Source organism: Pseudomonas sp. IT-P260 (assembly GCF_949768395.1).
Classification (GTDB): domain Bacteria; phylum Pseudomonadota; class Gammaproteobacteria; order Pseudomonadales; family Pseudomonadaceae; genus Aquipseudomonas; species Aquipseudomonas parakoreensis.
Genome location: NZ_CATKPO010000001.1, coordinates 91,148 through 104,701, shown reverse-complemented (window position 1 = coordinate 104,701; position 13,554 = coordinate 91,148). Strand labels below are relative to the sequence as shown.

Sequence of the window (13,554 nt, the reverse complement as noted above, 5' to 3'; positions counted from 1 at the left end):
ACGCGCCTACAGTGAAGCCGTCCAGCCCTTTTCACGGAGATGAATCATGACGTTGCAGATCGGTTTTCTGTTGTTTCCGCAGGTGCAGCAACTCGACCTGACCGGTCCCTATGACGTGCTGGCCTCTTTGCCGGACGCGCAGGTGCATCTGATCTGGAAGGATCTGGTGCCGGTCACCGCCAGCACCGGCCTGCTGTTGAAACCGACCACCACCTTCGACGACTGCCCGGATCTGGATGTGATCTGCGTGCCCGGCGGTGCCGGGGTCGGGCCGCTGATGGAAGATGAGCAGACGCTGGGGTTCATCAAGCGTCAGGCGGCGCAGGCCAGGTATGTGACGTCGGTGTGCACCGGCTCGCTGGTGCTGGGCGCGGCGGGTCTGCTGCAAGGCAAACGCGCAACCACCCACTGGGCCTATCACGAACTGCTGCCGAAACTCGGCGCGATTGCGGTGCAGGACCGGGTGGTGCGCGACGGCAATCTGTTTACCGGTGGCGGGATTACCGCAGGCATCGACTTTGCGTTGGTGCTGGCGGCTGAACTGGTAGGGGCCGAGGCGGCGCAGTTGATTCAGTTGCAACTGGAATATGCGCCGGCGCCGCCGTTCAATTCTGGCAGCCCTGATACGGCACCGAGCACGATCATCGATGAGGCTCGCCTGCGTGCAACGCCGTCGTTGAAACTGCGTACGGAAATCACCGAGCGGGCGGCGGCGAAACTCAACTTGCGCTGATCCACCAGCCACACACAGAACCGTGTAGGAGCTGCCGAAGGCTGCGATCTTTTGATCTTGAAAAGCAAAGTCAAAAGATCGCAGCCTGCGGCAGCTCCTACAGGTAGGATTGCGGCGTGTCACCGTTTCCCGCCACACCTTTACTTGTCCCCACGCCCTCACCCGTGTAGAAAGCCCTTCCCCCCCATTCTGCACAAGGACTTTCGATGAAGGCGTTGCCATGGCCCTATCTGGCACTTCTCAGCCTCGGTTATGGACTGGCGTTGAGCTTCGGCCAACTCGGCTGGCTTGCGCTGATCTCCTTCGGACTGTTGCTGGTGGCCGGTTTCGCCGTGCGCCAACAGGTGGTGCCGGTGGCGCGGTTGCTCGGCCACGCTGTGTTTGTTTTCCTCGCCCTGTCGCTGGCGCTGCACTGGTTGCCGGGGTTCGATAATGGCCGGGCCATCGCGAAGATGCGTTTCACCGATGACGCCGTGCCGTTCGCGATGTACCTGAATCTGGACAAACCGCTGATCGGCTTCTGGCTGCTTTTGGCCTGCCCGTGGATCGTCGCCGCCCGCTCGCTGCGTCTGACGGTATACGCCAGCGTCCTCGGCCTGATGTTGAGCGCAACCCTGGCCCTGGGTGGCGCACTGTTATTCGGCATGATTGCCTGGGCGCCGAAGTGGCCTGATCAGGCGTGGCTGTGGCTGCTGAACAATCTGCTGTTGGTGACGCTGGTCGAGGAAGCACTGTTTCGTGGCTATATACAGGGCGGTTTGAGCCGACTGTTCAAGCACCTGCCCCATGGCGACAACCTCGCTCTGCTGCTGGCGTCGCTGTTCTTTGCCCTGGCGCATGTGGGTGCCGGCTGGCACTGGGTGCTGCTGGCGGGTCTGGCGGGTGTCGGCTATGGTCTGGCCTACCGCTTTGGTGGGCTTGCGGCGGCGATCGCCACGCACTTCGGGCTGAACCTGCTGCATTTTTCGCTGTTCACCTATCCGATGCTCGCCGGTTGAAGCAAGCGCGGTTTTGCGACGCCGTGCTGATATCTGAAAAAAAACTTCAATAATTTCCTGACAGCGCCGACAACCTTTCAAAGCCTTGCGGATTGAAAAACCATGCGTAACAACCAGCCCATTACACAACGCGAACGGACTTTCCCGGCTCAGCAGCGGTTGATTTCCACAACCGACGCCAAGGGCGTGATCACCTACTGCAACGACGCTTTCGTCGAAATCAGCGGGTTTTCGCGTGAAGAACTGATCCGTGCGCCGCACAACCTGGTCCGTCATCCTGACGTGCCGGCCGCGGTGTTTTCGCACATGTGGGGCACACTGAAACAAGGCTTGCCATGGATGGGCATTGTCAAGAATCGCTGCAAATCCGGTGACCATTACTGGGTGAACGCCTACGTGACACCGGTGTTCGACGGTAATCAGGTGGTCGGTTACGAGTCGGTGCGGATCAAACCCACCGCCGAACAGATCCGCCGTGCCGAAGCGCTCTACCAACGCATCAACCAGGGCAAGTCGGCAATCCCTTCCAGCGACAAATGGCTGCCGGTGCTGCAGGACTGGTTGCCGTTCATTCTGGTCAGCCAGCTGAGCTTCGTGATCGGCGCGACGCTGAACTCGCACTGGGGCTTCGCTCTCGCGGCCGGTCTGTCGGTACCACTGGGCCTGATGGGCCTGCAATGGCAGCAACGCGGGCTCAAGCGCCTGCTGCGCCTGGCCGAGCAGACCACCTCCGACCCGCTGATCGCGCAGATGTACACCGACAGCCGTGGCGCCCAGGCACGTCTGGAAATGTCGATCCTCAGCCAGGAAGCGCGCCTGAAAACCTGCCTGACCCGTCTGCAGGACACCGCCGAGCACCTGACCGATCAGGCCAAACAGTCCGACGCCCTGGCGCACAACAGCTCCAGCGGTCTGGAACGTCAGCGCGTGGAAACCGAACAGGTCGCCACCGCCGTCAACCAGATGGCCGCCACCACCCAGGAAGTGGCCAGCCACGTACAGCGCACCGCTGACGCCACCCAGGAAGCCAATCGCCTGACCGGTCGTGGCCGTGACATCGCCGGGGAAACCCGCGAAGCCATCCAGCGCCTGTCGGTCGTCGTCGGGGAAACCGGCCTGACCGTCACGCAACTGGCCAAGGACAGCGACGAAATCGGCGGCGTGGTCGACGTGATCAAAGGCATCGCCGACCAGACCAACCTGCTCGCGCTCAACGCTGCGATTGAAGCCGCACGTGCCGGCGAGATGGGCCGTGGTTTTGCCGTGGTCGCCGACGAAGTCCGCCAACTGGCACAACGCACCAGCGAATCCACCGGCCAGATCCACGCCCTGATCGCCAAGCTGCAACAGACCGCCTCCAGCGCCGTACAAACCATGGAAGCCGGGCATCGCCAGGCCGAAGAAGGTGTGGCGCGGGTACTGGAAGCGGATCAGGCCCTGGTCGGCATCAGCGAAGCAGTGGCCAACATCACCGACATGACCACCCAGATCGCCGCGGCGACCGAGGAGCAAAGTGCCGTGGCTGAGGAGATCAGCCGCAACATCAGCAACATTTCGGAGTTGGCGGACCAGACCTCGGAACAGGCGCATAACTCGGCGTTGTTGAGTGAAGAGCTGACCAAGACTGCCAACACGCAGTATTCGTTGGTGGAGCGGTTTAACCGCTAGAAGCAAAAGATCGCAGCCTGCGGCAGCTCCTACACCGTTTTTTGTAGGAGCTGCCGAAGGCTGCGATCTTTTGATCTTGAAAAACCGGCTAGCGAAAGCTTCCGGTTTTTTATTGCCTATTTGAAATTGATGGCGCTTGCCAGTTTGCTTTCGCGAGCAGGCTCGCTCCCACATTGGAACTGCGTTGGGTCACAGTTTTGCGTACGACGACAATCCCCTGTGGGAGCGAGCCTGCTCGCGAAGAGGCCTTCTCTACCAACGACGATCTCACTCAAGCAACGCAGACACTGCCTACAACTGCGCCAGAATGCGCCGACTGGTGCTCGGTGCAGCCAAGTTCTATCGTTTGCCGGTCGCTACTCAATCACGCAGATCGGCCAGCATGAATCCATACCCCACGCGAAAACCCCACAAACAGAAAGTTCGTGATGAACTGACATTCCTGGATGTTCGGCAAGCCGCGCGTGATGGGCAGAAAGTGTTCGATAAATATGTGATCACTGGCAGGCTATCCACCACAAAGTAAATCAAAAGATCGCAGCTTTCGGCAGCTCCTACACCGATCACCTGTATGAGCTGCCGAAGGCTGCGATCTTTGACCTGGAAGCCCGGACAGCTAAAGCGTCCGGGCTTTTTGTTGCCAGTCTGAAACTGGTAGTGTCTGGCAGACCGCATTCGCGAGCAAGCTCGCTCCCACATTTAGTCCTGTGTACGCAGAACCAATGTGGGAGCGAGCTTGCTCGCGAAGAGGCCATAACGGCCAGCGGAATTATTGAGGCAACCGCAGTTTGTCCAGCAATCGATTAACCAACAGCTCGTTCAACATGATCAGCTGTTGCAGCGCCAGCAGCGGATTGCCCTCCGGGCCGCCGATTGCGTTGGCGATATTGCCAGCCATGGCTTTGGCCGACGACAGCGATTTGCAAGCCTCGACGATTGAGAGGAGGTGCAGCGAAGCATACCGTGGGCGCTGCCCCCCGGATCGATCCCGGAGCGAAGGCACCCCGAGCCCCAGCGAGCGGGGCGAACGCAGGAGCAAGCGTTTTTGTGCTTACTTTTTTGAGGCGTTTGTCAAAAAAGTGAGTCGTCGTAAGGGCGAAACCTTAAGTGGCCGTTACCGCAGCAGCGGATATTCACCCCAGTCTCGGCAACGTTATTAGCTGACCAGCACATATAAGGCTGGCTGCCTAGCTGTGAGATCTGACAGTAGACGCCCACCTGTTCGAGCGGGTATCAAGAGAAACCGTAATTGCAGTCGGTTGTAACACCTCCCCTTACTCGAAAAGGCAGGTTTAACAATGACCACTCACGCTATTTTTCTTCCGAAAACGCCACCGGTGCGCGATGACCAGTTTCAATGGAGATTGGGCGACAAACAGAAAACAGCGGAATTCAGCTCCTTCTATCAAGGCGAGTTTTTTGGGGAGTTGTATTGGGCCATAAGCGGTGGAACAGGGAATTTCGACGATGAAAACTATTTTGCTTTCTCCATGACTCTGCCCTACCAATCCGATGAGACTCTCACAGGTGTTTATCACCTCGTCCAAGGGCTGACATGTGTACACAGCCATTGGATCCCTGCGCCACCGGGATTCATCGGAATGGCTACGGTAGACGCCGACTCGGCGACCCTCAGCATCAAATATGACCCTGAAACGGACATCGCTACGGGATCATTCGAGGCCTTGTTCAAAAGTCATGGCTATCGTCTGAAGCCCAAGGGGACTTTCACCATGACCCGGGTGAGACCGACTGAAGCTGGCTCACTGCAACTCCGGGCAAGCCCACCTCAACGTCCATTGAAAGAATGACTTCGTGCAAGCGCTGCCGCAGGCTGCGATCTTTTTGGCTCAAAGCCCGGACGGCGAAAGCGTCCGGGCTTTTTATTGCCAGCCTGAAACTCATGGTGCCTGGCAGACCGCTTTCGCGAGCAAGTATGCTCCCACAGTGAGATCAGGTCTCATCAGTTAGAAATTGGTCGGCTGTCAGGCCGCCATCGCTGGCAAGCCAGCTCCCACAGTGGGATCAGGTCTCATCAGTTAGAAATTGGTCGGCTGGCAGGCCGCCTTCGCGAGCAAGCTCGCTCCCACACAAGAGCAAAAGCAGAACCCGCACCGCTCTTGCTCCTCACCACTCAACACGATGAGCGTTAGCTCAAGTACCGCTTTTGATCTTGATCCACGGGCGACATCGGAAGGCTGAGCGGAGGGATTGATCCGGGGTGGGAGCGCAGCGACCGTTTGGCGCAGCCAAACACAGCGAGAGGAGGTGCAGCGAAGCAAACCGTAGGCGCTGCCCCCCGGATCGATCCCGCAGCGAAGGAACCCCGAGCCCCAGCGAGCGGGCCGAACGCAGGAGCAAGCCTTTTGGGTTACCTTTTCGGCGTTTGGAAAAGGTGACCCGCCGTAAGGGCGGAACCCTAAGCCGCCGTTACCGCAGCAACGGATATACACCCCCAACCAAACCTCAACGAAGAAACCCGGCGACCTTCTCCACCGCCGAAGCCAAATGGTCCGAATGCGTAAACCCGGAAACCCTGAGCGGCTTCAAATCATGATCCCCAGAGGCCAACCAAAACACCTCAATACTCGGCGATAGATCGTAAGCCTCGACAGCGTCCCGATTGCCAAGAGCATCCCGCTCCCCCTGAACAATCAACGTCCGAGTCCGCAAAGCAGCCAAATGCTCAACCCGAGGTTTCTCCGGTTTCCCAACCGCATAAAACGGATATCCAAGACAGACAAGCGCATCAGCCCCCAACTCATCGGCCAAAAGACTGGCCATCCGCCCCCCCATGGACTTCCCGCCAACCGCCAAAACCCCAGCGACATGACGTCGCACTTCAGCGAACACTTCGCGCCAGCACTCAAGCAGTTTCGGCGCCGGATTCGGCGGGCGTTTACTGCCATCAACCCGCCGCTGCGCCATATACGGAAACTCAAACCGCAACACGTTCACGCCCAATCCAGCAAGGCGCCCAGCCATATCCGTCATCCAGTCACTGTCCATCGGCGCACCCGCCCCATGGGCCAGGATCAACGTCGCCGAAGCCTCGCCCGACGCAGCATCCCAAAGCCACCCATGATCCCGCACGCACTGCGCCCATTGATCCCCGTCAATACTGGCCTTGTGCTGTTTGTCCATGCTTGCCTCGCTTTTAGTCTGCCTATAACTCCAGACGAAGGATTCGCGGCGTTCTCGCGCGCGCTCACTTCGGCTGAACCGTGGATGGGGAACCATGAACACTTCTATCAGTACCGCCTACAACTACAAGGTGGTCCGCCAATTCGCCATTATGACGGTGGTGTGGGGCATCGTCGGCATGGGGCTCGGGGTTTTTCTCGCGGCCCAATTGGTCTGGCCTGAACTCAACTTCAATTTGCCCTGGACCAGTTTCGGCCGTCTGCGCCCGCTGCACACCAACGCGGTGATCTTCGCCTTCGGTGGTTGTGCGCTGTTCGCCAGTTCGTTCTATTCGGTGCAGCGCACCTGCCAGACGCAATTGTTCGCGCCGAAAATCGCCGCGTTCTGCTTCTGGGGCTGGCAACTGGTGATCCTGCTGGCGGCGATCAGCCTGCCGCTGGGTTACACCAGTTCCAAGGAATACGCCGAGCTGGAATGGCCGATCGACATCCTGATCACCATCGTCTGGGTCGCCTACGCCATCGTGTTCTTCGGCACGATCATGCAGCGCAAGACCAAGCACATTTATGTGGGCAACTGGTTCTTCGGCGCGTTCATCATCACCGTGGCGATCCTGCACATCGTCAACAACCTCGAGTTGCCGGTGAGCTTCACCAAGTCCTACTCGGTGTACGCCGGTGCGACCGACGCGATGGTGCAATGGTGGTACGGCCACAACGCCGTAGGCTTTTTCCTCACCGCCGGTTTCCTCGGGATGATGTACTACTTCGTGCCGAAACAGGCCGAACGTCCGGTGTATTCGTATCGCCTGTCGATCGTGCACTTCTGGGCGCTGATCACCCTGTACATCTGGGCCGGCCCGCACCACCTGCACTACACCGCGCTGCCGGACTGGGCGCAGTCGCTGGGCATGGTGATGTCGCTGATTCTGCTGGCGCCGAGCTGGGGCGGCATGATCAACGGCATGATGACCCTCTCGGGCGCGTGGCATAAGTTGCGCAGCGACCCGATCCTGCGCTTCCTCGTGGTGTCGCTGGCGTTCTACGGCATGTCGACCTTCGAAGGTCCGATGATGGCGATCAAGACTGTAAACGCCCTCTCCCACTACACCGACTGGACCATCGGCCACGTTCACGCCGGCGCGCTCGGCTGGGTGGCGATGATCTCCATCGGCGCGCTGTACCACATGATCCCGAAAGTCTTCGGCAAAGAGCAGATGCACAGCATCGGCCTGATCAACGCGCACTTCTGGCTCGCAACCATCGGCACCGTGCTCTACATCGCCTCGATGTGGGTCAACGGTATCGCCCAGGGCCTGATGTGGCGCGCGGTCAACGAGGACGGCACGCTGACCTACTCCTTCGTCGAAACCCTGGTGGCCAGCCACCCAGGCTTCATCGTGCGTCTGGTGGGTGGGGCGATCTTCCTCAGCGGCATGTTCCTGATGGCTTACAACACCTGGCGCACCGTGCGGGCCTCGCAGCCTGCTGACGTCGTTGCTGCCGCGCAGATGGCCTGAGGAGTCCGCCATGAAACACGAAACGATTGAAAAGAACGTCGGCCTGCTGATGCTGCTGATGGTGTTTGCCGTGAGCATCGGCGGCCTGACCCAGATCGTCCCGCTGTTCTTCCAGGACGTCACCAACAAACCGGTGGAAGGCATGAAGCCCTACACCGCGCTGCAACTGGAAGGCCGCGACATCTACATCCGCGAAGGCTGCGTCGGTTGCCACTCGCAGATGATCCGCCCGTTCCGCGCCGAAACCGAACGCTACGGGCACTACTCGGTGGCCGGCGAAAGCGTGTGGGATCACCCGTTCCTGTGGGGTTCGAAACGTACCGGGCCGGACCTGGCCCGCGTCGGCGCGCGTTATTCGGATGACTGGCACCGCGCGCACTTGTACAACCCGCGCAACGTGGTACCCGAGTCGAAAATGCCGGCTTACCCGTGGCTGGTCACGCAAGCGGTCGACAGCAGCCACACCGAAACCAAGCTCAAGACCATGCGCACCCTCGGCGTGCCGTACACCGACGATGACATCAGCGGCGCGGTCGCCAGCCTCAAGGGCAAGACCGAGATGGACGCCCTCGTCTCCTACCTGCAAGTGCTTGGCACTGCGATCAAGAGCAAGAGGTGAGCCATGGTCATTGAAATGAGCACAGGCCTCATACGTGGCCTCGGCACGGTCGTGGTGTTCGTCGCCTTCGTCGGTCTGACCTTGTGGGTATTCAATCGCAAGCGCACCCCGGAGTTTGCCGAAGCACGTCTGCTGCCGTTCGCCGACGAGCCGCAACCCGACACTACCCCCGCATCTGAAACAAGGAGTACCCGGCCATGACCACCTTCTGGAGTACGTGGATCTGCGTACTGACCATCGGCAGCCTGATCGGCCTGACGTGGCTGCTGATCGGCACCCGCCGGGGCGAAACCAAGGGCAGCGTCGACCAGACCATGGGCCACAGCTTCGACGGCATCGAGGAGTACGACAACCCGTTGCCGCAGTGGTGGTTCATGCTGTTCGCCGGCACGCTGGTGTTTTCCGTGGGCTATCTGATCCTGTATCCGGGCCTGGGCAACTGGAAAGGCATTCTGCCCGGCTACGAGGACGGCTGGACCGGTGTCCACGAGTGGGAAAAGGAAATGAGCAAGGCCGACGCCAAATTCGGGCCGATCTTCGCCAAGTTCGCCGCCATGCCGGTGGAAGAAGTGGCGAAGGATCCGCAGGCGCTGAAAATGGGTGGCCGACTGTTCGCCTCCAACTGCTCGGTGTGCCACGGTTCCGACGCCAAGGGCGCGTTCGGTTTCCCCAACCTGGCGGACAAGGACTGGCGCTGGGGCGGCAGTGCCGAGACCATCAAGACCACCATCATGGGTGGGCGGATGGCGGCGATGCCGGCCTGGGGCGAAATGCTCGGCGAGACGGGTGTAAAGAACGTCGCGGCGTATGTGCGTCACGAACTGGCCGGCCTGCCGCTGCCGGCCGACAGCAAGGCTGACCTGCAGGCCGGACAGCAAGCGTTCAGCACCACCTGCGTAGCCTGTCATGGGGCAACCGGCCAAGGCACTGAAGCCATGGGTGCGCCGAACCTGACGCACCCGGCCGGATTTATCTACGGCACCAGCCTGACGCAGCTTGAGCAGACCATCCGCCATGGTCGCCAAGGCCACATGCCGGCGCAGAATGAACTGCTGGGCAACGATAAAGTGCAACTGCTGGCCGCCTATGTATACAGCCTGTCGCACGGATTGAATACAGAAAAACTGATTACTGAAGACAACAAGCAGTAAGTATTGCGTACACATCTGCCGCATCGTTCTCGATGCGGCAGCATCCCGCCCCTTTGCGACGCATTGTCGCACCCCGTCACACCCTCTCCTTTCGAATCCTCCGAAACGGGTCTACGCTTGCTCGATGCGGACTGGCCCGTGCCGGTTCCAGGTCGACCTTGAGCGATGTGTTCGACAAATCGCCTGACTGACAAGGGCGCAAAGCCCGGTAGATACCGGCTGTCGCGTCGATGACCGTCCGTCACCCGATCACTGCGTTCGAACACACCTCGTTACATCTGACCTGAACCCCTCGTTTTTTTCGTCCGCTGCGACATTTTGTCCGAGGCCGATTTTGTCCTTACGCGGCGTATGGAAAGGCCGCAGAATCAGCGTTGGAAAGCATTGACCCAGGTCATGGCGCGTTGCAATGACCCCCTGCTCTCTGCATACTTGCGGCCGATTTTAATCCTAATAAAACACCCAAACCGTGGAACCTTAGAATGAGCACAGCAATCAGTCCGACTGCTTATAACTATAAGGTAGTCCGCCAGTTCGCCATCATGACGGTGGTCTGGGGGATCCTTGGCATGGGGCTTGGTGTCTTCATCGCCTCGCAACTGGTCTGGCCGGAGTTGAACTTCGGTCTGCCGTGGACGAGCTTTGGACGCCTGCGCCCGTTGCACACAAACCTGGTGATTTTCGCCTTCGGTGGTTGTGCACTGTTTGCCACTTCCTACTATGTCGTGCAGCGAACCTGCCAGACGCGACTGATCTCCGACAGCCTCGCAGCCTTCACCTTCTGGGGCTGGCAGGCGGTTATCGTCGGCGCAATCATTACCTTGCCGCTGGGTTACACCACCACCAAGGAATACGCCGAACTGGAATGGCCGCTCGCCATTCTGCTGGCCATTGTCTGGGTCTCCTACGGGCTGGTGTTCTTCGGCACCATCACCAAGCGCAAGACCAAGCACATCTATGTCGGTAACTGGTTCTACGGCGCGTTCATCGTCGTGACCGCGATGCTGCACATCGTCAACCACGCCTCCCTGCCGGTCAGCTTCTTCAAGTCCTACTCCGCCTACTCGGGCGCGACCGACGCGATGATCCAGTGGTGGTACGGTCACAACGCCGTGGGTTTCTTCCTGACCACCGGCTTCCTCGGGATGATGTACTACTTCGTGCCGAAACAGGCCGAACGTCCGATCTACTCCTATCGCCTGTCGATCGTGCACTTCTGGGCGCTGATCACCCTGTATATCTGGGCCGGCCCGCACCACCTGCACTACACCGCACTGCCGGACTGGGCACAATCGCTGGGCATGGCGATGTCGATCATTCTGCTGGCGCCAAGCTGGGGCGGCATGATCAACGGCATGATGACCCTGTCGGGTGCCTGGCATAAACTGCGCACCGACCCGATCCTGCGCTTCCTTGTGGTGTCGCTGGCGTTCTACGGCATGTCGACCTTCGAAGGTCCGATGATGGCGATCAAGACCGTCAACTCGCTCTCGCACTACACCGACTGGACCATCGGCCACGTACACGCCGGCGCTCTGGGCTGGGTGGCGATGATTTCGATCGGCGCGATCTACCACATGATCCCGAAACTGTTCGGCCGCGCGCAGATGCACAGCGTCGGCCTGATCAACGCACACTTCTGGCTCGCGACCATCGGTACCGTGCTCTACATCGCCTCGATGTGGGTCAACGGCATCACTCAGGGTCTGATGTGGCGTGCAATCAACGATGACGGCACCCTCACCTACTCGTTCGTCGAGGCGCTGCAGGCCAGCCACCCGGGCTACATCGTCCGTGCCCTGGGCGGTGCATTCTTCGCCAGCGGCATGTTCCTGATGGCTTACAACGTCTGGCGCACCGTGCGCGCCTCGAACCCGGTTGAAGCCGAAGCCGCCGCCCAGATCGCTGTCGTTGGAGCTCACTGATGAAGCATGAAGCTGTCGAGAAGAATATTGGCCTGCTGGCCTTCTTCATGGTTATCGCCGTCAGCATTGGCGGCCTGACCCAGATCGTTCCGCTGTTCTTCCAGGACGTCACCAACAAGCCGGTCGAAGGCATGAAGCCGCGCTCGGCACTGGAACTGGAAGGCCGCGACGTCTATATCGCCAACGGTTGTGTCGGCTGCCACTCGCAGATGATCCGTCCGTTCCGCGCCGAAACCGAACGCTACGGCCACTACTCGGTCGCCGGTGAAAGCGTCTGGGATCACCCGTTCCTGTGGGGTTCCAAACGTACCGGTCCGGATCTGGCTCGCGTGGGCGGTCGTTACTCCGATGACTGGCAGCGTGCGCACCTGTACAACCCGCGCAACGTGGTGCCTGAGTCGAAAATGCCGGCTTACCCGTTCCTCGTGGAAAACAAGCTCGACGGCAAAGACACGGCCAGGAAAATGGAAGTGTTGCGCACGCTCGGCGTCCCTTACACCGACGAAGACATCGCCGGTGCAAAAGAGGCTGTAAAGGGCAAAACCGAAATGGACGCGCTGGTGGCCTACCTTCAGGGCCTGGGCACCATCATCAAAAGCAAACGGTGATTCTTCATGGATATCGGGATGATTCGCGGCCTGGGCACCGTCGTTGTGATGGTGGCCTTCATCGGTTTGGCGTTGTGGGTATTCAGCCCCAAGCGCAAGTCGGAGTTTGAAGACGCAACCTTGCTGCCTTTTGCGGATGATCCCGAAGCCATCAAGCACGTCGAGCAAGCTTCTAGGAGTAACAAAGAATGACTACATTCTGGAGTCTGTACGTCACAGTCCTCAGTCTCGGTACGATCTTTTCCCTGACCTGGCTGCTGCTGTCGACCCGCAAGGGCCAGCGCAGCGAGCAGACGGAAGAGACCGTGGGCCACTCCTTCGACGGGATCGAGGAGTACGACAACCCACTGCCGAAATGGTGGTTCATGCTGTTTGTGGGCACCATCGTATTCGCCCTCGGTTATCTGGTGCTGTACCCGGGTCTGGGCAACTGGAAAGGCCTGTTGCCGGGCTACAACTACCTTGATAACGACAAGCAGACCGCGTTCGCCAACGGCCAGACCGGCTGGACCGGCGTGCACGAGTGGGAAAAGGAAATGGCCCGCTCGGACGCCAAGTTCGGTCCGATCTTCGCCAAGTTCGCGGCGATGCCGATCGAGGAAGTCGCCAAGGATCCACAGGCACTGAAGATGGGCGGCCGTCTGTTCGCCTCCAACTGCTCGGTGTGCCACGGTTCCGACGCCAAAGGCGCCTATGGCTTCCCGAACCTGACCGACGCCGACTGGCGCTGGGGCGGCGAGCCGGAAACCATCAAGACCACCATCATGGGCGGTCGTCACGCGGTGATGCCGGCCTGGGCCGACGTCATTGGCGAGCAAGGCGTCGCCGACGTCGCCGCCTTCGTGGTCACTCAACTTGATGGCCGCAAATTGCCGGAAGGCACCAAGGCTGACCCGGCCAACGGCCAGAAACTGTTCGCTGCCAACTGCGTGGCCTGCCACGGTCCGGAAGGCAAAGGCACCCCGGCGATGGGCGCGCCCAACCTGACCCACCCGGCCGCGTTCATCTACGGTTCGAGCTTCGCCCAACTGCAACAGACCATCCGTTACGGCCGTCAGGGCCAGATGCCTGCGCAGGAACAACTGCAAGGCAACGATAAGGTGCACTTGCTGGCAGCGTATGTTTACAGCCTGTCCCACGGTGACAAACCCGCAGAAGCCGAGGCTCAATAAGGCCAACGCCTGACGCA

The 13,554-nt window shown here is 59.9% G+C and carries 14 protein-coding genes; 12 read left to right on the top strand and 2 right to left on the bottom strand.

The window, feature by feature from the left end:
- Nucleotides 1-46: 46 nt before the first annotated feature.
- From inhA to ACM6HV_RS00420, 3 genes are all read left to right on the top strand, one after another.
- Nucleotides 47-733, top strand: a complete 687-nt coding sequence (inhA, locus tag ACM6HV_RS00430) for an isonitrile hydratase (protein ID WP_414902861.1) — start codon at nucleotides 47-49, stop codon at nucleotides 731-733.
- 206 nt (nucleotides 734-939) lie between these two features.
- Nucleotides 940-1,731, top strand: a complete 792-nt coding sequence (locus ACM6HV_RS00425; RefSeq protein WP_414902859.1) for a type II CAAX prenyl endopeptidase Rce1 family protein — start codon at nucleotides 940-942, stop codon at nucleotides 1,729-1,731.
- Between the two features lie 102 nt (nucleotides 1,732-1,833).
- Nucleotides 1,834-3,399, top strand: coding sequence for a methyl-accepting chemotaxis protein (locus ACM6HV_RS00420; RefSeq protein ID WP_003223402.1), 1,566 nt, complete (start codon nucleotides 1,834-1,836; stop codon nucleotides 3,397-3,399).
- A 769-nt stretch (nucleotides 3,400-4,168) separates the two neighbouring features.
- On the opposite strand, the gene ACM6HV_RS00415 is transcribed toward ACM6HV_RS00420, so the two are convergent.
- On the bottom strand, nucleotides 4,169-4,402 hold the full coding sequence (locus ACM6HV_RS00415) for a DUF6124 family protein (RefSeq protein ID WP_414903036.1): 234 nt from the start codon (nucleotides 4,400-4,402) through the stop codon (nucleotides 4,169-4,171).
- Between the two features lie 295 nt (nucleotides 4,403-4,697).
- On the opposite strand from ACM6HV_RS00415, the gene ACM6HV_RS00410 reads away from it, so the two are divergent.
- Nucleotides 4,698-5,210, top strand: a complete 513-nt coding sequence (locus tag ACM6HV_RS00410; RefSeq protein WP_414902857.1) for a hypothetical protein — start codon at nucleotides 4,698-4,700, stop codon at nucleotides 5,208-5,210.
- A 655-nt stretch (nucleotides 5,211-5,865) separates the two neighbouring features.
- Here the strand turns inward: ACM6HV_RS00410 and ACM6HV_RS00405 are convergent.
- Nucleotides 5,866-6,543, bottom strand: coding sequence for an alpha/beta family hydrolase (locus ACM6HV_RS00405; RefSeq protein ID WP_414902855.1), 678 nt, complete (start codon nucleotides 6,541-6,543; stop codon nucleotides 5,866-5,868).
- Nucleotides 6,544-6,637: 94 nt separating this feature from the next.
- On the opposite strand from ACM6HV_RS00405, the gene ccoN (ACM6HV_RS00400) reads away from it, so the two are divergent.
- From ccoN (ACM6HV_RS00400) to ccoP (ACM6HV_RS00365), 8 genes are all read left to right on the top strand, one after another.
- Nucleotides 6,638-8,062: a cytochrome-c oxidase, cbb3-type subunit I gene (gene ccoN, locus ACM6HV_RS00400; protein ID WP_041067879.1), complete on the top strand. Its 1,425-nt coding sequence runs from the start codon at nucleotides 6,638-6,640 to the stop codon at nucleotides 8,060-8,062.
- Between the two features lie 10 nt (nucleotides 8,063-8,072).
- Nucleotides 8,073-8,681, top strand: coding sequence for a cytochrome-c oxidase, cbb3-type subunit II (gene ccoO / locus ACM6HV_RS00395; RefSeq protein ID WP_003223389.1), 609 nt, complete (start codon nucleotides 8,073-8,075; stop codon nucleotides 8,679-8,681).
- A 3-nt stretch (nucleotides 8,682-8,684) separates the two neighbouring features.
- A complete protein-coding gene (locus ACM6HV_RS00390) occupies nucleotides 8,685-8,882 on the top strand; it encodes a cbb3-type cytochrome oxidase subunit 3 (RefSeq protein WP_041067875.1) in 198 nt (65 codons plus the stop codon).
- Complete coding sequence (gene ccoP / locus ACM6HV_RS00385) at nucleotides 8,879-9,832, top strand: cytochrome-c oxidase, cbb3-type subunit III (RefSeq protein WP_414902852.1); 954 nt, start codon at nucleotides 8,879-8,881, stop codon at nucleotides 9,830-9,832. Before ACM6HV_RS00390 ends, ccoP (ACM6HV_RS00385) begins: the two co-directional genes overlap by 4 nt.
- 482 nt (nucleotides 9,833-10,314) lie before the next feature.
- Nucleotides 10,315-11,757, top strand: coding sequence for a cytochrome-c oxidase, cbb3-type subunit I (ccoN, locus tag ACM6HV_RS00380; protein ID WP_047293093.1), 1,443 nt, complete (start codon nucleotides 10,315-10,317; stop codon nucleotides 11,755-11,757).
- The gene (gene ccoO, locus ACM6HV_RS00375; protein WP_041067866.1) at nucleotides 11,757-12,365 is read left to right on the top strand and encodes a cytochrome-c oxidase, cbb3-type subunit II; all 609 of its coding nucleotides are present in this window, start codon (nucleotides 11,757-11,759) and stop codon (nucleotides 12,363-12,365) included. The genes ccoN (ACM6HV_RS00380) and ccoO (ACM6HV_RS00375) overlap by 1 nt, the downstream gene beginning before the upstream one ends.
- A 6-nt stretch (nucleotides 12,366-12,371) precedes the next feature.
- Nucleotides 12,372-12,557 carry a CcoQ/FixQ family Cbb3-type cytochrome c oxidase assembly chaperone gene (locus ACM6HV_RS00370; protein ID WP_003175465.1) on the top strand — a complete coding sequence of 62 codons (186 nt, stop codon included), beginning with the start codon at nucleotides 12,372-12,374 and terminating at the stop codon, nucleotides 12,555-12,557.
- A complete protein-coding gene (gene ccoP, locus ACM6HV_RS00365; RefSeq protein WP_041067842.1) occupies nucleotides 12,554-13,537 on the top strand; it encodes a cytochrome-c oxidase, cbb3-type subunit III in 984 nt (327 codons plus the stop codon). Before ACM6HV_RS00370 ends, ccoP (ACM6HV_RS00365) begins: the two co-directional genes overlap by 4 nt.
- Nucleotides 13,538-13,554 lie beyond the last annotated feature (17 nt).

Bases quoted from the DNA above. Each gene is read 5' to 3' on its own strand.
- ACM6HV_RS00425 (WP_414902859.1), top strand. From the start codon at position 940: ATGAAGGCGTTGCCATGGCCCTATCTGGCACTTCTCAGCCTCGGTTAT.
- ccoN (WP_041067879.1), top strand. From the start codon at position 6,638: ATGAACACTTCTATCAGTACCGCCTACAACTACAAGGTGGTCCGCCAA.
- ACM6HV_RS00420 (WP_003223402.1), top strand. From the start codon at position 1,834: ATGCGTAACAACCAGCCCATTACACAACGCGAACGGACTTTCCCGGCT.
- ccoN (WP_047293093.1), top strand. From the start codon at position 10,315: ATGAGCACAGCAATCAGTCCGACTGCTTATAACTATAAGGTAGTCCGC.
- ccoO (WP_003223389.1), top strand. From the start codon at position 8,073: ATGAAACACGAAACGATTGAAAAGAACGTCGGCCTGCTGATGCTGCTG.
- ccoP (WP_414902852.1), top strand. From the start codon at position 8,879: ATGACCACCTTCTGGAGTACGTGGATCTGCGTACTGACCATCGGCAGC.
- ccoO (WP_041067866.1), top strand. From the start codon at position 11,757: ATGAAGCATGAAGCTGTCGAGAAGAATATTGGCCTGCTGGCCTTCTTC.
- ACM6HV_RS00405 (WP_414902855.1), bottom strand. From the start codon at position 6,543: ATGGACAAACAGCACAAGGCCAGTATTGACGGGGATCAATGGGCGCAG.
- ACM6HV_RS00410 (WP_414902857.1), top strand. From the start codon at position 4,698: ATGACCACTCACGCTATTTTTCTTCCGAAAACGCCACCGGTGCGCGAT.
- inhA (WP_414902861.1), top strand. From the start codon at position 47: ATGACGTTGCAGATCGGTTTTCTGTTGTTTCCGCAGGTGCAGCAACTC.
- ccoP (WP_041067842.1), top strand. From the start codon at position 12,554: ATGACTACATTCTGGAGTCTGTACGTCACAGTCCTCAGTCTCGGTACG.
- ACM6HV_RS00370 (WP_003175465.1), top strand. From the start codon at position 12,372: ATGGATATCGGGATGATTCGCGGCCTGGGCACCGTCGTTGTGATGGTG.
- ACM6HV_RS00390 (WP_041067875.1), top strand. From the start codon at position 8,685: ATGGTCATTGAAATGAGCACAGGCCTCATACGTGGCCTCGGCACGGTC.